At 39.2% G+C, this 17073-nt stretch carries 16 protein-coding genes and 1 pseudogene; 10 read left to right on the forward strand and 7 right to left on the reverse strand.

What is annotated here, in order from left to right:
- Nucleotides 1-15: 15 nt before the first annotated feature.
- The 3 genes from folP to rlmE all read right to left on the reverse strand — a co-directional run bounded on the left by folP (nucleotide 16) and on the right by rlmE (nucleotide 3686).
- A complete protein-coding gene (gene folP / locus HYG88_RS01000; protein WP_218647809.1) occupies nucleotides 16-870 on the reverse strand; it encodes a dihydropteroate synthase in 855 nt (284 codons plus the stop codon).
- A 133-nt stretch (nucleotides 871-1003) separates the two neighbouring features.
- Nucleotides 1004-2899: an ATP-dependent zinc metalloprotease FtsH gene (ftsH, locus tag HYG88_RS01005; protein ID WP_005161716.1), complete on the reverse strand. Its 1896-nt coding sequence runs from the start codon at nucleotides 2897-2899 to the stop codon at nucleotides 1004-1006.
- Nucleotides 2900-3035: 136 nt separating this feature from the next.
- Nucleotides 3036-3686: a 23S rRNA (uridine(2552)-2'-O)-methyltransferase RlmE gene (gene rlmE / locus HYG88_RS01010; protein WP_004660807.1), complete on the reverse strand. Its 651-nt coding sequence runs from the start codon at nucleotides 3684-3686 to the stop codon at nucleotides 3036-3038.
- Nucleotides 3687-3914: 228 nt separating this feature from the next.
- On the opposite strand from rlmE, the gene yhbY reads away from it, so the two are divergent.
- Together yhbY and HYG88_RS01020 are read left to right on the forward strand one after the other, a co-directional pair.
- Nucleotides 3915-4241 (forward strand): ribosome assembly RNA-binding protein YhbY, encoded by a 327-nt coding sequence (gene yhbY / locus HYG88_RS01015; protein WP_004660805.1) that lies wholly within the window; start codon nucleotides 3915-3917, stop codon nucleotides 4239-4241.
- Between the two features lie 5 nt (nucleotides 4242-4246).
- Nucleotides 4247-4783 carry a DOMON-like domain-containing protein gene (locus HYG88_RS01020; protein ID WP_005161717.1) on the forward strand — a complete coding sequence of 179 codons (537 nt, stop codon included), beginning with the start codon at nucleotides 4247-4249 and terminating at the stop codon, nucleotides 4781-4783.
- A gap of 49 nt (nucleotides 4784-4832) precedes the next feature.
- On the opposite strand, the gene HYG88_RS01025 is transcribed toward HYG88_RS01020, so the two are convergent.
- Entirely contained in the window at nucleotides 4833-5441 is a 609-nt protein-coding gene (locus HYG88_RS01025; RefSeq protein ID WP_005161718.1) for a hypothetical protein, read from the reverse strand.
- A gap of 360 nt (nucleotides 5442-5801) precedes the next feature.
- On the opposite strand from HYG88_RS01025, the gene carA reads away from it, so the two are divergent.
- The 5 genes from carA (at nucleotide 5802) to HYG88_RS01050 (ending at nucleotide 12097) form a co-directional block, all read left to right on the forward strand.
- A complete protein-coding gene (gene carA, locus HYG88_RS01030; protein WP_005161719.1) occupies nucleotides 5802-6941 on the forward strand; it encodes a glutamine-hydrolyzing carbamoyl-phosphate synthase small subunit in 1140 nt (379 codons plus the stop codon).
- Between the two features lie 14 nt (nucleotides 6942-6955).
- Entirely contained in the window at nucleotides 6956-10189 is a 3234-nt protein-coding gene (gene carB, locus HYG88_RS01035; RefSeq protein WP_178882407.1) for a carbamoyl-phosphate synthase large subunit, read from the forward strand.
- A gap of 90 nt (nucleotides 10190-10279) precedes the next feature.
- Entirely contained in the window at nucleotides 10280-10756 is a 477-nt protein-coding gene (greA, locus tag HYG88_RS01040) for a transcription elongation factor GreA (RefSeq protein WP_005161722.1), read from the forward strand.
- A 67-nt stretch (nucleotides 10757-10823) separates the two neighbouring features.
- Entirely contained in the window at nucleotides 10824-11450 is a 627-nt protein-coding gene (locus HYG88_RS01045; RefSeq protein WP_005161724.1) for a CatB-related O-acetyltransferase, read from the forward strand.
- 209 nt (nucleotides 11451-11659) lie between these two features.
- Entirely contained in the window at nucleotides 11660-12097 is a 438-nt protein-coding gene (locus tag HYG88_RS01050) for a universal stress protein (protein WP_004660790.1), read from the forward strand.
- Between the two features lie 283 nt (nucleotides 12098-12380).
- Here HYG88_RS01050 and HYG88_RS01055 read toward each other — a convergent pair.
- The 3 genes and pseudogenes from HYG88_RS01055 to HYG88_RS01065 form a co-directional block, all read right to left on the reverse strand.
- Nucleotides 12381-12503, reverse strand: a pseudogene (locus tag HYG88_RS01055) (IS5/IS1182 family transposase); the annotation flags it as partial.
- Nucleotides 12504-12521: 18 nt separating this feature from the next.
- Nucleotides 12522-13415 (reverse strand): neutral zinc metallopeptidase, encoded by an 894-nt coding sequence (locus HYG88_RS01060; RefSeq protein ID WP_178882408.1) that lies wholly within the window; start codon nucleotides 13413-13415, stop codon nucleotides 12522-12524.
- 31 nt (nucleotides 13416-13446) lie between these two features.
- Nucleotides 13447-14370: a DUF808 domain-containing protein gene (locus HYG88_RS01065; protein WP_178882409.1), complete on the reverse strand. Its 924-nt coding sequence runs from the start codon at nucleotides 14368-14370 to the stop codon at nucleotides 13447-13449.
- A gap of 165 nt (nucleotides 14371-14535) precedes the next feature.
- Between HYG88_RS01065 and trpS the strand changes: the two genes are divergently transcribed.
- The 3 genes from trpS (at nucleotide 14536) to HYG88_RS01080 (ending at nucleotide 17061) form a co-directional block, all read left to right on the forward strand.
- The gene (trpS, locus tag HYG88_RS01070) at nucleotides 14536-15549 is read left to right on the forward strand and encodes a tryptophan--tRNA ligase (RefSeq protein ID WP_004664430.1); all 1014 of its coding nucleotides are present in this window, start codon (nucleotides 14536-14538) and stop codon (nucleotides 15547-15549) included.
- A gap of 428 nt (nucleotides 15550-15977) precedes the next feature.
- The gene (locus HYG88_RS01075) at nucleotides 15978-16178 is read left to right on the forward strand and encodes a dodecin family protein (RefSeq protein WP_004674921.1); all 201 of its coding nucleotides are present in this window, start codon (nucleotides 15978-15980) and stop codon (nucleotides 16176-16178) included.
- A gap of 238 nt (nucleotides 16179-16416) precedes the next feature.
- Nucleotides 16417-17061 carry a YqiJ family protein gene (locus tag HYG88_RS01080; RefSeq protein ID WP_178882410.1) on the forward strand — a complete coding sequence of 215 codons (645 nt, stop codon included), beginning with the start codon at nucleotides 16417-16419 and terminating at the stop codon, nucleotides 17059-17061.
- Nucleotides 17062-17073: the final 12 nt, after the last annotated feature.

Here is a 17073-nt window from a genome sequence, read left to right on the forward strand (position 1 = left end):
ATTATTTCTCTGTAATTATTGAGCTAAACACATCGCATTCCAAACTTTTATCGCATCGCTTGTGGCTTTAACATCGTGCACTCGAACAATACTAGCCCCCTGCTGAATACTCAGTAGATGTCCCATGACACTTCCAAGCGCACGTTCCTGTGCAGGTATACCATTCAATGCCTCACCAATGAAACGTTTACGTGACAAGCCAGACAAGATCGGGTACCCCATCCGATTCAGTTTCCAAAACTCATTGAGTAATCGAAAATTCTGTTGTGCGTTCTTGGCAAAACCGAAACCTGGGTCGATAATAATATTTTCTTTGCTTACTCCGACTGCAATTGCTTGATTAAGCCGCTGCTGTAATTCATGGATCACATCTTCAGTCACATCCTGATATTGATCCAACTGATTCATATTGGTCGGTTCACCACGCATATGCATCAACACCACAGGAATATTTAATTCAGCCGCCGTTTCTAAAGCTTGTGGACGAGTTAAAGCACGAACATCATTCCAGATATGCGCACCTGCTTTCACGGCAGCTCGAATCACCTCAGGCTGACTGGTATCAATCGAAATGATTACATCATAATTGGATAATGCTTCAACCACAGGAATCACTCGACGAAGTTCTTCTTCTAGCGCTACAGGCGATGCATTTGGACGTGTAGATTCTCCACCAATATCAATAATATTTGCCCCATCTTCAATCATTTGTAAGGCATGTTGAACCGCCTGATCTTTTTGATGGTGCTGTCCGCCATCACTAAATGAGTCAGGTGTTACATTAAGAATACCCATAATCTGTGGCTGGGATAAGTCCAGTGTAAAACGACCACACTGCAACTGACATTGTGGTAATGGCATCAACTGCATCAAAACTCTCCGCACTTTAGTACGGTTATTTTAACAAGACTGTCGTTTGAAGGTTGATGATTTATTCTCAGCTTATACCAAAATACAGACAAAAAAAGAGCGACCTAAGTCGCTCTGATTTATTTAATTCTAATTAACCCATTACTGGTAATGGTGGTGGTGTAGATGGACCATCTTTTGGTGGTTCAAATGCAGCCACTGGATTTTCAGGAATATAGACCTTAGGTGGTTGTGGTTCACGACCTTCCATGATGTCACGGATTTGGTCACGATCGATGGTTTCCCATTCCATCAACGCTTTCACCATTGCATGTGCGATATCTTTGTTATTTTCCAAGATATCACGAGCAACTTTATATTGTTCATCTAAGATACGACGTACTTCTTCATCAACTTTTTGCTGAGTTGCTTCTGAAATTGTACGGCTACCCACATTACCAAAGAAACCACTTTGGTTTTCATCTTCATAAACCATTACACCAAGAGCATCAGACATACCATACTTGGTCACCATTGCACGCGCCATTTTAGTTGCACGTTCAAAGTCGTTTGATGCACCTGTCGACATTTGATTAATGAAAACTTCTTCGGCAATACGACCACCAAATAAGATTGAAAGCTCATTCAACATCTTATCTTTGTAATGGCTAGTTTGGTCTTGCTCAGGCAACTGCCAAGTTACACCTAATGCCCAACCACGTGGCATGATTGTCACTTTATGCACAGGGTCTGTACCTGGCAAAATTTCAGCAACAATGGCATGTCCAGCTTCATGGTAAGCCGTCGCACGACGTTCTTCTTCACGAATCACCATCGATTTACGTTCTGGACCCATGTAGATCTTGTCTTTTGCATCTTCAAAGTCATGCATATCGACCGTGTTTTTATTACGGCGAGCAGCAAACAACGCAGCTTCGTTGACTAAGTTCGCTAGTTGCGCACCTGAGAATCCTGGCGTACCACGAGCAAGGACTTTAACATCCACGCCTGTAACCGAAGGAAGTTTCTTCAAATGAACATTCAAGATTTGCTCACGACCACGGATGTCTGGTAAACCCACCATCACTTGGCGATCAAAACGACCTGGACGAAGCAATGCTTTATCAAGTACGTCTACACGGTTAGTTGCTGCAATGACGATCACACCCTCATTACCTTCAAAACCATCCATCTCAACAAGCATTTGGTTCAGGGTTTGTTCACGCTCATCATGACCACCTCCTGTACCAGAACCACGATGGCGACCAACAGCATCAATCTCATCGATGAAAATGATACATGGAGCATGACGTTTAGCTTGTTCAAACATGTCACGAACACGTGATGCACCGACACCAACAAACATTTCAACGAAGTCAGAACCAGAGATACTAAAGAATGGAACTTTAGCTTCACCTGCAATGGCTTTCGCAAGTAATGTTTTACCCGTACCTGGAGGACCAACCATCAATACACCACGAGGAATGGTTGCACCAAGACGTTTGAACTTAGAAGGATCTTTCAAGAAGTCAACAATTTCAACCACTTCTTGTTTTGCTTCATCACAACCTGCAACATCGGTAAACGTAATCTTAATCTGGTCTTCAGATAACATTTTCGCTTTTGACTTGCCAAAACTCATTGGGCTGTTTTTGCCACCAGCACCACCACCCATATTACGCATAAAGAACATGAATAATAAGATGATCAGTAATACAGGGAAGCTCGCAATGAGAAGTTGCATCAAAATGCCTTGACGTTGTGGTGCAGTACCTTCAACGACTACATTCTGTTTATTCAAGCTTGGAAGCAATTCAGTGTCTTCTACTTGTGGACGAACCGTTTCAAAAGAAGAACCATTGGTTTTTTCACCACTAATGTTTAAACCGTCAATTGTGACTTGTTTAATTTGCCCAGCATTCACCGCTGCAACGAAATCAGAATATTTCATCGCTGCAGGCTTATTGCGGTCACTGACGTTGCTAAAAATCAAAATCAGAACACCGAGTATGATGAGCCACAATACGGCATTCTTGAAGTAATCGCTCAAGGCTTTATTCCCATATCAATCTAATTTGATCATACCTAATCTTGGCTGACCTTCACAAAAACAGCAATAAATTTGCGTTGCAAAAAACTTAAAAGGTACAAAATGCACAATTTTTAACAACTTGGCAAGTACACTTTTATTGCAATGCCTTTTTACGACCTTGACCAATCAAAAAAACTTCTTTTGATCGAGCACGAGATGCCGCAGGTTTGGCTGTTTTTAACACATCAAAACTATCAACAACTTGTTTTCTGAACTCATCAAATCCTGAGCCTTGGAACACCTTAACAATAAACTGTCCATTTGGGCCTAAAACTTTTTGAGCAAAATCCAGTGCCAACTCACACAAATAAATCTGGCGTGGTTGATCGACAGCCCTATTACCTGATGTATTGGGGGCCATATCTGAAATTACAACGTCTACTTGACGTCCATTTAAAATATTTAACAATTTTTCGAAAACTTCTTCTTCTCGGAAGTCACCTTGTAAGAAAGTCACATCTGGAAGAGCGTCCATTGCGAGAATATCTGAAGCAATCACTAAACCATTTGCGCCGACTAATTTACCTGCAATTTGTGACCAACTGCCTGGTGCTGCACCAAGATCGACAACGGTCATACCCGGCTTGATCATTTTATATTTTTCTTGGATTTCAAGTAATTTATATGCTGCACGTGCGCGATAACCTTCCTTCTGTGCTTTCTTTACAAAAGGGTCATCTAAGTGCTCTCTCATCCATGCACGACTGCTTTTAGACAATTTTTGATTGGTAATGCGTGTCGCCATAACTCACTAAATTTCAAAAAACTTCTGATTGGTCATTGTACGTTAAAATTACTCTCATTACAGTACGGTTGTAGTTCATTCACACGAACTTTTACAGATTTTTTCCGATTGTCATGATTGGCTATTTGCCTAATTTTCACATATTTGTTTCGAGTGCCTGTCTGCTAAATCTATCTTAGAAACGGGATGCAAGTTATACTAAGTCGTTTTCCCAATCAGGTATTTTTAATGGCGGCTTTATCTATCCATGAACGTAAGCGTTTACGTCAAATTGGTCATGCACTTAATCCAGTTGTAATGATTGGTGGCCAAGGTCTTACAGAAAACGTCATTGAAGAAACTCATCGCGCACTCAATGATCATGAACTCATTAAAGTGAAAATTGCAGGTGAAGATCGTGATGCACGTGCCGCAGTAATTGATGCGCTTGTTGAAGCAACAGGTGCTGAATCTGTACAGAAAATTGGTAAAATTGTTTTGCTTTATAAAAAAGCAGCAAAACAAAACCAGCATCTTTCTAATTTAGTTCGTTTTGCTCACTTAAGTAACAAGTAATCAAAATGGCAAGTTATGAACTTTCTGCTTTCGATCGCTTTAATGCTATTACTGTCGTTGGAGCAATTGAGCAACAAACACCAGCGACATTAAATGTTGGTTTTTGGGTTCGTGATCCCAATCAGTTTCTGATTTACCCAGATCAAGTCAAGGCTCATCCTCGCCAAGACTTTTTATGGGAACAGACTTGTTTTGAGATTTTTATTGGTGTGAAAGATGAAGATTTTTATCGTGAAATCAATCTTTCTCCCTCTCAAGCTTGGCAAGCCTATCAATTTGAAGAATATCGCTTCCCAGAGGATATGCCGCCCGTTGCTGCATATGACATTGAGTTGAACCATTTGCAACGCACACATTATGGTTTAAATGTCAGTCTAGATTTATCTAAATTTATGCAACAGAATAAATTGAAATGGTCTGACTTGTATTTAGGTTTAACTGCGGTTTTTAATACCACTCAAGGTAATCACTATTTTGCAATGCAACATAGTAGCCCACAAGCCGACTTTCATAATAAACGCGATTGGTTACATCAATTCTAAAAAATAAAAAAAAGCGAGAATGATCTCGCTTTTTTTATTTAAATACTTGTTAGCTAGCGCGAACTTTATTCCAAGCTTCTACCGCTTGCTCTTTAGTACGCTTAAAACTACCAACCAAAGTATCTTTATGCTTCACTGAAATTTGACCAATATCATCTTTCAACTCTTTGCTGACCTTCGTTAAATCTTCAATTAAAGCATTTAACTCAGTTTTTAATGCATTCGTTAATTCAACTAAATTGCCTTGTGATGAATTCAGTTGAGTTTTAATAACATCAATACGCTGCAAAATATCTTGCTTAATTTGTGCAAGCTGATTTTGGATATTTTGGTTAAGTTCTTTCGCTTCCGCCTCAATTTTTTCTTGAGTTTCAGCTAATACTTCTTTCACTTGCTCTTGAGTCTCAGCAATGACTTCTTTCGCTTGTTCCTGAGTCTCAGCAATCACTTCTTTCGCCTTCGCTGTTTTTTCAGCTACAACTTCTTTCGCTTTTGCAGTTTTCTCAGCAACCACCTCTTTCACTTCTGCCGTCTTTTCAGCAACAGCTTCTTTAACTTCAGTGGTTTTCTCTGCAACAACTTCTTTCGCCTTCGCTGTTTTTTCAACCACAACTTCTTTAACTTCTTCAGTTGCTGGTGTCGTTTGATTATCAGCCATTGTGTTTCCCCTCTATATTGTTAGTTGATTTTTTGGCTAAATATAAGATAAAACGCTTTACTTTTAGAGTATGAAAAAATTGTTAGACAATTTTCATAATATCTCATGATATAGATAGAAGAATGATTGATTTGGCAATAGACATAACAACAGCCAAACTTATAAAAGAAAAACTACAATTACTCGCTTTAGCCAATAAAACAGATAGACTTTTGAACTACTCATGCGTATAATGCGCTGTTAAGTTACAAGCGAGCAGACTGGAAGGAGGGGCATGTTTTTAAAGACAGCCTACCTTTTTTTATGTCTTCTCGCTTTTTTACAGCCCTATTTTTGTGGTTTTAGTTCAGGAGCTTTGGTTTGAGCACCCCCGCCATTTTAGCCCTCGCAGATGGAACGATCTTTAAAGGAACGTCTATCGGTGCATCGGGAAGTACGACTGGTGAAGTCGTTTTTAATACAGCCATGACTGGCTACCAAGAAATTTTGACTGACCCAAGTTATGCGCAACAAATTGTGACGCTGACTTATCCCCATATTGGAAATACAGGCTGTAATAGCGAAGACGTTGAATCTGGTCGCATCCATAAAGTATGGGCGAACGGTTTAATTATTCGTGATCTTCCTTTATTACATAGTAATTTCCGTGCAGAACAATCACTCAGTGAATACTTGGAACAACATAATGTTGTTGCAATCGCTGATATTGATACGCGTAAATTGACACGTATTTTACGTGACAAAGGTGCGCAAAATGGTTGCATCCTTGCTGGTGAAAATATCACTGAAGAAGAAGCAATTGCAAAAGCACGTGCATTCGGTGGTTTAAATGGTTTAGACCTTGCAAAAGAATGCTGTGATCCTGAAGGCTTTGAATGGACTGAAGGTTCTTGGACTTTAGGTCAAGGTTTTAGCCAACCAGAATTTAAATTTCATGTTGTTGCATACGATTATGGTGTCAAAACCAACATCTTACGTATGCTTGCAGACCGTGGTTGTAAACTCACTGTTGTGCCTGCACAGACCCCTGCTGAGAAAGTTCTCGCTTTAAATCCAGATGGCGTGTTCTTGTCAAATGGTCCTGGTGATCCAGCAGCATGTGACTATGCGATTGAAGCAGTAAAAACGATTGTTGAAACTACGACTTTACCTGTATTTGGTATTTGTTTAGGTCACCAAATTTTAGCACTTGCTTCTGGCGCGAAGACCATGAAAATGAATCATGGTCATCACGGTGCAAACCATCCTGTACAAAATCTTGAGAATGGTACAGTGATGATTACTTCTCAAAACCACGGCTTTGCTGTCGATGAGAGTACTTTACCTGCAAACTTAAAAGTGACACATCGCTCTCTGTTTGATGGTACAAACCAAGGTATTCATCGCACTGACAAACCAGCATTCAGCTTCCAAGGTCACCCTGAAGCAAGCCCTGGTCCACATGACTGTGCTCCATTGTTCGATCATTTCATCGAACTTATTGAAGCATCTAAGAAGTAATTAAGGAGCGAATAATGCCTAAACGTACGGATATTAAAAGCATCTTAATTATTGGTGCAGGTCCAATTGTGATCGGTCAAGCATGTGAGTTTGACTACTCAGGTGCGCAAGCATGTAAAGCACTTCGTGAAGAAGGCTATCGTGTTATTTTGGTGAACTCTAATCCAGCAACCATTATGACTGACCCTTCAATGGCGGATGCAACTTATATCGAGCCAATCACTTGGCAGACTGTTGCTCAAATCATTGAAAAAGAACGCCCAGATGCAGTCCTCCCAACGATGGGCGGTCAAACTGCATTGAACTGTGCACTTGCATTAGATGCCAACGGTGTTTTAGAGAAATACAATGTTGAGTTGATTGGTGCGTCAAAAGAAGCGATTGAAAAAGCAGAAGATCGTAAACTGTTTGACATCGCCATGCGTAAAATCGGCTTAGAGTGTCCTCGTGCTGATGTTGCTGAAAGCATGGAACATGCATTGGAAATTCAAGCACGTTTCGGCTTCCCAGTGATCATTCGTCCGTCATTCACGATGGGTGGTTCTGGTGGCGGTATTGCGTACAATAAAGAAGAATTTATTGAAATCTGTGAACGTGGTTTCGATCTTTCTCCAACTAAACAATTATTGATTGATGAATCATTAATTGGTTGGAAAGAATACGAGATGGAAGTTGTTCGTGATAAAAACGACAACTGTATTATCGTATGTGCGATCGAAAACTTTGACCCAATGGGTGTGCATACTGGTGACTCAATCACTGTTGCCCCTGCTCAAACATTGACAGATAAAGAATATCAAATCATGCGTAATGCATCGGTTGCTGTTCTGCGTGAAATCGGTGTTGAAACAGGTGGTTCAAACGTTCAGTTCGGTATTAACCCGAAAGATGGTCGTATGGTTGTGATCGAGATGAACCCTCGTGTTTCCCGTTCATCTGCGCTTGCGTCTAAAGCTACTGGCTTCCCGATTGCAAAAATTGCTGCAAAACTTGCTGTTGGTTATACCCTTGATGAATTGAAAAATGACATCACTGGCGGTGTAACACCTGCAAGCTTCGAACCAGCAATTGACTATGTCGTAACCAAGATTCCTCGCTTTAACTTCGAAAAATTCCCACAAGCTGAGCCTGTTCTTACAACTCAGATGAAATCTGTGGGCGAAGTGATGGCGATTGGTCGTAACTTCCAAGAATCTGTTCAAAAAGCACTTCGTGGTCTTGAAGTCGGTGTGAGTGGCTTTGATGAAAAAATCGAAGTTGGTACAGCAAATGCTAAAGACATTATCTTAAAAGAGCTTAAAGTTCCAGGTCCAGATCGTATTTGGTATGTTGCCGATGCATTCCGTCACGGTTTCTCATTAGATGAAGTGTTTGAAGCAACCAAGATTGACCGTTGGTTCTTGATCCAAATTGAAGATATCGTTAAAACTGAAGCTCAAGTAAAAACTCTAGGCTTTGGCGATTTAAATGCTGACAATATCCGTTCGTTCAAGCGTAAAGGTTTATCTGACCTGCGTATTGCTGACTTGATGGGTATTTCACAAAAACAATTCCGTAAACAACGTTGGAACTTGGGTGTCTATCCAGTTTATAAACGTGTTGATACTTGTGCTGCCGAATTCGAATCTGGCACAGCTTACATGTACTCAACTTACGACGAAGAATGTGAAGCAAATCCATCGAACCGTGACAAAATCATGGTCATTGGTGGTGGTCCAAACCGTATTGGTCAAGGGATCGAGTTTGATTACTGCTGTGTACACGCTGCGCTTGCAATGCGTGATGACGGTTATGAAACCATCATGGTGAACTGTAACCCTGAAACAGTTTCAACTGACTATGACACTTCAGATCGTTTGTACTTCGAACCTGTAACACTTGAAGATGTACTTGAAATCGTACGTACAGAGAAGCCTAAAGGTGTGATCGTACAGTACGGTGGTCAAACACCATTGAAATTGGCGCGTGCTTTAGAAGAAGCAGGTACACCGATCATTGGTACATCTCCTGATGCGATTGACCGTGCAGAAGACCGTGAACGTTTCCAACAAATGATTCAACGTCTACAGCTGCGTCAACCAAACAACAGCATCGTTAAATCTGCTGAAGAAGGTATTTCAGAAGCAGCGAAAGTGGGTTATCCACTAGTTGTTCGCCCATCTTATGTATTGGGTGGTCGTGCAATGGAAATCGTTTATAACGAAGATGAGCTAAAACGTTACCTTCGTGAAGCAGTTCAAGCTTCAAATGAAGCCCCTGTCCTGTTAGACCGTTTCCTTGATGATGCAACTGAAGTGGACGTAGACTGCGTATCTGACGGTAATGACGTTGTGATTGGCGGTATTATGCAGCACATCGAACAAGCAGGGATTCACTCAGGTGACTCAGCATGTTCAATTCCTCCTTACTCACTTTCACAAGAAGTTCAGGATGAAATGCGTCGCCAAACTGTTGCAATGGCAAAAGAACTCGGCGTAATCGGCTTGATGAACGTTCAGTTTGCAGTAAAAGGCAATGACATTTATGTACTCGAAGTGAACCCACGTGCATCACGTACAGTTCCTTTCGTATCTAAGTGTATCGGTGAATCTTTAGCGAAAGTTGCTGCTCGTTGTATGGCTGGTCAATCTTTAGAATCTCAAGGATTCACTAAAGAGATCATCCCGACTCACTTTGCAGTAAAAGAAGCTGTATTCCCGTTTGCTAAATTCCAAGGTGTTGATCCAATGCTTGGGCCTGAGATGAAATCTACAGGCGAAGTAATGGGTGTAGGTCAAACTTTCGGTGAAGCATTCTACAAAGCAGTACTTGGTTCAAACGAACGTTTACCAGGCTTGCCAACAGAAGGCGAAGTGAAGCATGCGTTCTTATCAGTTCGTGAATCAGATAAGAAATACATTGCCAATATTGCTAAACAATTAATCGAATATGGCTTCAAACTTGTTGCGACGAATGGCACACATCGTGTTCTGAAAGAAGCAGGCATTGAGTGTGAAGCTGTCAATAAAGTCACTGAAGGTCGTCCACATATTGTAGACCGCTTGAAAAATGGTGAGATTCATCTTATTGTCAACACAACTGAAGGCAAACAAGCTCAATACGACTCTGCCATGATTCGTCGTGCTGCCCTACAAGGTAAAGTGTATTACACTACGACAATTAATGGTGCTGAGGCTGTTTGCCAAGCATTTTCTGTGAAATTGCCAATGGATGTATACCGCTTGCAAGATTTACAAACTGTAGGTTAATTCTTTACTGATAAGTCCCGCCACCTTATCGGTGGCGGGCTTTTTCTTTTTTTAATCCTGTATTTTCCCAACCAATTTAGAGGGACTGAAATGCAACGTTATCCTATGACTCCTGAAGGCAAGGTTGCCTTAGAGAAAGAATTACAACAGCTAAAAACAGTGGATCGCCCACGTATTATCCAAGCGATCGCGGAAGCTCGTGAGCACGGTGATTTAAAGGAAAATGCTGAATATCACGCTGCACGTGAACAGCAAGGTTTTTGTGAAGGTCGTATTCAGGATATCGAAGGCAAACTGGGTGCAGCTCAAGAGATTGATGTCAAAACACTTGAACAAAACGGTCGTGTTGTGTTTGGTGTTACAGTAACCATCGAAAACCTAGACACTGAAGAACGTAAAACTTATAAAATCGTAGGTGATGATGAAGCAGATTTTAAAATCAATAAAATCTCAGTGAACTCACCGATTGCCCGTGGTCTTTTAGGTAAAAGCGAAGGCGACGAAGTAAAAATTCAAACACCACAAGGTGAAGTTGAATACGAAATCGTCAGTGTGGAATATCTTTAATATTCCAAACTGAATTAGCCCCTCTATTTGAGGGGTTTTTCTTCTTAAGATACTCGGTAGAAATTCAATGGACTCATCTTTGATCAACTCTCCTGTTAAACATTGGTGTGAATTCGAATTTATTTCCAAAACAGTAAAAAATCCAAATATCCATATCAAAGGCAATTACTCTTATTATTCTGCTTATTGGGATCAGGGCTTTGAACGTTGTGTGGTACGTTATCTACATGACAAACCTGCAACACCAGAAAAACCAATAGACCAACTTCATATTGGCAATTTTGTCTGTTTTGGTGCTGAATGCGTGATTATGATGGGCGGCAATCAATTACACCGTCCTGATTGGATTTCGACCTTCCCTTTTGACACCCGTAGTTTCTTGCCTGCTGGTGATACCGTGATTGCCGATGGTTGCTGGATTGGTAGCCGCGCCATGATTATGCAGGGAGTAAAATTGGGTGAAGGTGCTATCGTGGCAACAGGTGCTGTGGTCACCCAAGATGTACCGCCTTATGCAATTGTTGCTGGTGTTCCAGCCAAAGTGATAAAATATCGTTTTCCTGAACAAGACATCGAAAAACTGCTTTCCCTCAAATTGTATGACTTAGATGAAAAGCAAATTTTAAAAATGCGTGAACAATTGCAGACGGACCAACTCGTAGAGTTATGTTCATATTTAGACCAAAGTCTATAATCTTTCCAAATCTAATATTCACCTTAATATTTAAAAAAAAGATTATTTTTTCAATGGATTGAATAATTAAAAACTGCTTTAACATTTAATTATTCTTATAAAATTACTAGGTTTTATTATGCTACTAATAAGTTTAATATGAAAACATAGATCTTATTTTAAACAAAATTTAGAAACAACTCAAAGTGCAATAATAAGGAGTAATAAACATGGCCTATCAAAAAATCTTAGTTGCAATTGATGACTCTGAAATCTCCGATAATGTCATTCAACAAGCGGCTCAACTTGCAAAAGCCCTAAATAGTGAAATCACTGTGGTTGAAGTGATGACCTTAGACCCATATTTGGCAGATGCATACCTTAGACTCGGTCAAAGTAATGAATTGATTGAACGTGTTCGTAGCTATGTACAAGAAAATTTAACCAAAGCGGAAAAAAAATTTGAAGCTTTAGGACTGACAGTCGCAACTCAAGTGTTGGAAGGCTTCTCTGTAAATGGGGAAATTATCAGTGCTGCACAGAACTTAGGTGCTGATCTGATTATTATGGGATCACACGGTCGGACTGGTTTCAAAAAATTTATCTTAGGCAGCGTAGCTCAAAAAGTATTAGGTGAAAGCCATATCCCTGTTTTGGTCGTACGTTAAATATTCTGATTTTTAGTTTTAGAAAACATCGCAACCCTTATGAAACCTTAAGTTTCATAAGGGTTATTTTTTGATTATTGAATTTTTAATTCATTAGGTTTTGCTTTTTGTAAAACTTCTTTTGGTAACTCAGTCGTAGAAACAATCGTCAGTGACTGTGTATTTGCTTGAATGTTTTCTTTCTTAAGTTCATTCAGTACACCATTGGTATCTTTAGTACTTAAGGGCTTTTTTGCACACAGATTTGAAATGTAAAGCCCCCTAATTGAGCTAAATTTAAGGCCTAACTTGGGTAAGTGGGTCGACCTAATTTCGCAAATCTGTTGAGGACTGCTACGCGTGCATGAATCTCATTCACTTGGCTGTCAAAATTCCTTGAACAGAGTTTATCGCCTAATAATTTAAGAACAAATATTCATCGTTTTTACTTAAAAGTATCACATTGATTGATATCTCCAGATTTCAGACCTTGCTGAAACCAGTGCATTCGTTGTTCACTACTGCCATGTGTGAAACTATCGGGAACAACCTGACCTGTAGCTCTACGTTGCAAATAATCATCGCCAATTTTCTCGGCAGCATCCATTGCTTCTTCAATATCACCCTGTTCTAAAAATTGAGTGCGTTGTTGATTCTGATGCGCCCAAATACCAGCAAAACAATCCGCCTGTAATTCTAAACGGACAGAAAGCTGATTTCCTTGTGTTTGGCTAGCTTGTGCACGTGCTTGCTGTACTTGACCAGAGATGCCCAATAGATTTTGAATATGATGCCCGACTTCATGCGCAATGACATAAGCCTGTGCAAAATCCCCTGCTTGATCTTGACGAGAAAGTTCTGTCTGATTCTGCTCACCAGAAATACCCATTTGCTGGCGCATATCTTTAAAGAAAGCAGTATCGATATAAACTTTTTGATCAGCAGGACAATAAAACGGCCCCATCGCTGCTTGTGCCCTACCACAAGCTGATTTATCGACACCGCTAAACAAAACTAAGCGTGGTGGCGTGTAAGTCATGCCAAGTTTTTGAAAAATCGGCGTCCAAGTATCTTCTGTATCCGCAAGAATAGTTCCAACAAAATCACTTGCCTCTTTCTGTTCAGCAGTTAAATTTTGTGGCGCAACACCCTGTTGTGAAGACTGAGCACTGGTAACCGCTTGAGTTGCTTGATAGGCTTGTTGTGGATCTACTCCAAAAAACTTCCACGCAACAAATGCAACGATCAAACCTATAATACTGATACCACCTGCTTTTGCTCCGCCACCACCACGACGGTCTTCAACATTGGTACTGATTCGACGACCTTTCCAGCGCATAGTGACCTCACATGATTATATTGTCCAAGATTTAAGCCGAAGCCTTTGACCACACTTTTTGAATCAACCCAACAATGATCAGTACAATAGCACCTGCAACCAGACCAATACCCAAATTAATCAATGTTGGTGTCAAGGCACCAATAATTGAACCAAAACTTGGAATCAACTCTAAATGGTCTACGGTTTCTTCAGTAAAATGATGTAATAAAGGAACTGTATGCGAAATAATTCCACCACCTACCAAAAACATTGCAACCGTTCCAACAATAGATAATGTTTTCATTAGAATAGGAGCAAATGCGAGTAGACCACGACCTATTTTATTTTTAAACGCAGATGCTTGCTGTGTTAAATATAAGCCTAAATCATCAATTTTCACAATCATTGCAACAAAACCATAAACACCTACGGTCATTACGATTGCAATCACACTTAATACAGTCACTTTAGTCATAAATGCTGCTGTTGCAACTGTACCTAACGAAATCACCACAATTTCAGCAGATAAAATAAAATCAGTACGAATCGCACCTTTTACTTTTTCTTTTTCAAACTTGTCTAAATCTATTTCGATCTGTTCCAAGCTTTCATTGGCTTCCTCAGCTGTTTTTGCTTTTTTATGCTGGAGCATGTGTACAACTTTTTCTACTCCTTCATAACATAGAAATAAGCCGCCAATCATTAATAAAGGATTGATTAACCAAGGTGCAACTACACTAATCAGTAATGCTAATGGAACCAAGATAAGTTTATTAACGAAAGAACCCTTAGCAACTCCCCATACCACAGGCAACTCTCGATCTGCACGTACACCACTGACTTGCTGCGCGTTTAGGGCTAAATCATCACCCAACACTCCTGCTGTTTTTTTTGCAGCCATCTTACTCATTACCGCAACATCATCTAAAATCGTTGCAATATCATCGAGTAATAACAATAATCCACTCGCCATTTTTATTTCCCAGTTTGTATTTATTTCGCTATTGTAGAATTCCTCAATAAATTCACAACATTATTTTAAGAAAAAGTTTAAGCAATCGCTGACGAAAAATTTTTATTTCCCGTACAATAATATCAATCTTTATATTTATGAAACTACTGAATCTTGGAATATATCATGAGTAATGCTGATCAACGTCCAATCATCTTGACAGGCGACCGCCCTACTGGACAACTTCATCTTGGACACTTTGTTGGCTCATTACGCTCTCGTGTTGGTTTACAAGACAGTCATCATCAACACCTTTTATTAGCAGATGCTCAAGCACTCACTGATAATGCTGATAATCCAGATAAAGTCCGTAACAATATTCTTCAAGTTGCATTAGATTATTTGGCAGTTGGTATTGATCCAACCAAAACAACGATCTGTGTCCAATCATGCTTGCCTGCTCTCAATGAACTGACCATGCTCTATCTGAATTTTGTGACGGTTGCTCGTTTAGAACGCAATCCAACCATTAAGTCAGAAATTCAAATGCGTGGTTTTGAACGAGATATTCCTGCTGGCTTTTTATGTTATCCAGTGGCTCAAGCAGCAGACATTACCGCATTTAAAGCGACTGTAGTACCTGTTGGCGAAGATCAAATCCCAATGATTGAACAAACCAATGAGGTTGTACGTCGCGTTAACCGCCAAATTGGTCATGACTTATTACCTGAGTGTAAAGCATTATTATCGAATATGGGACGCTTACCTGGTTTTGATGGTAAAGCAAAAATGTCTAAATCTTTAGGCAATACTATTGTGCTGAATGCTTCTGATAAAGACATTAAAAAAGCAGTCAACGCAATGTATACCGATCCAAATCACTTAAGAATTGAGGATCCAGGTCAAGTCGAAGGTAATATTGTATTTACTTACCTTGATGCCTTTGATCCAAATAAAGAAGAAATCGAAGAACTGAAAGCGCATTATCGTCGTGGTGGTTTAGGTGATGGTACGGTGAAAAAACGCCTAGAAGGTGTACTCAAAGAATTGATCCTGCCGATTCGTGAACGCAGAGCTGAACTTGAAAAAGATCCTGATTATATTATGGACATTTTAAAACATGGTACAGATAAATGCCGTGACATTACTCAGCAAACATTAGATGAAGTGAAAAGTGGATTAGGTTTATTTAAATTCTAATTTACGTTACTTTTATCGCAAAAAAGCCTAATATTTAGGCTTTTTTTATTTAACCATTTGATTTGAGTTCAATTTAAGAACTTTTAACACCCATCTAAAACTAACAATTTTTATCACATACTAACATTGCTTAACATCCATTAACACTAGTTTACATGAATACCTATGAACTCTGTCAGGTTTTTTTGTACTATAGTCAAGTAGATCAGTAAACACTAATCTCATGACATTTCTCCTTTCAACCGAAACTGTTTCTGCAGATTCGTTGTTCACGCAATGACTACCCCAATCATTGCGTTTTTTTTATGCCTATTTCTCGATTGTGAAAACATGTAAGTTTTTAGCAATAAAAAGTTAATTATAGCGGTCTAGCTGATTTTTTGATCTATGATAATTTTTCAATAACTACCACACACTGAGAGATTATTATGTCCATTGCTAAAGTCGTCGAAGTTAATTCTAGCAGCAACAAAAGCTTTGAAGATGCAATTCAAACTGGGATTGCTAAAGTCACTGAAACGGTCAAAAATGTTCAAGGTGCTTGGATCAACGAGCAGAAAGTAGTGATCAAAGACAATAAAATTACTGAATATCGCGTGAATTTAAAAATTAGTTTCCTTGTTGAATAAAAAGATTTTATCTTTTAAAAATCCCCGTTTGGGGATTTTTTTATAGTGACAATGTCGACAATATTTGATCATCCAAAATGATCAAACAGATTATAAAATCATCTTTTATTCATCTGCCAGAGCATAGCAATCAGAACGATTTAAGTTGAAATTCCCCCCCGTTCGCTTTACTCTTATAACTGTTTTATTTTTATAAAAATTTTATTAATTATCTCAAAAAGATATAAGAGTAATGCAAATGATATGGGACTTATTAATCCATCCATCAAATATTGTTTTTAGCATTTCATTAATGCTATGCCTATTTATAGGTGCTCTAGAATTAATTTTATTATTATTTGGCGGTAGTAGTAGTTTCATTGATCAATTTTTACCAGACAGTCTAGTTGATGTTGATCATGCCGATATTTCTATTGAACATACTAACGGTATTTTTACTCAGCTTTTAGAGTGGCTTTATCTAGGAAAAGTTCCTCTTCTCATTTGGTTAATTATCTTTTTAACGGTCTACTCACTCACAGGTCTCATTATTCAGGATATTTTTTTCCACTTAACCGAGCATTATTTATCTGCTTGGATCATTGCTCCTATGTGTTTATTTTTATGTATGCCACTAGTGAGAACAAGTGCAGCATTGATCAGTAAAATTATTCCAAAAGATGAAACCACAGCCATTCATAGTGATGAACTGATTGGTCGTACAGCACAAATTATTTTAGGACAAGCCACACAAAACTCCCCTGCTCAAGCTAAGGTAAAAGATCAATTCGGTCAAACCCATTATGTCTTGGTTGAACCTGAGTTAGATATTATTTTTTACCAAGGGCAAGATGTGATTTTAACCCAAAGAACAAAAATTGGATTCCAAGCAATTACTGCTTAATTTATATATTAA

The sequence above is a fragment of the Acinetobacter sp. SwsAc4 genome (genome assembly GCF_013391535.1).
In the GTDB taxonomy this organism is placed as follows: Bacteria; Pseudomonadota; Gammaproteobacteria; order Pseudomonadales; family Moraxellaceae; genus Acinetobacter.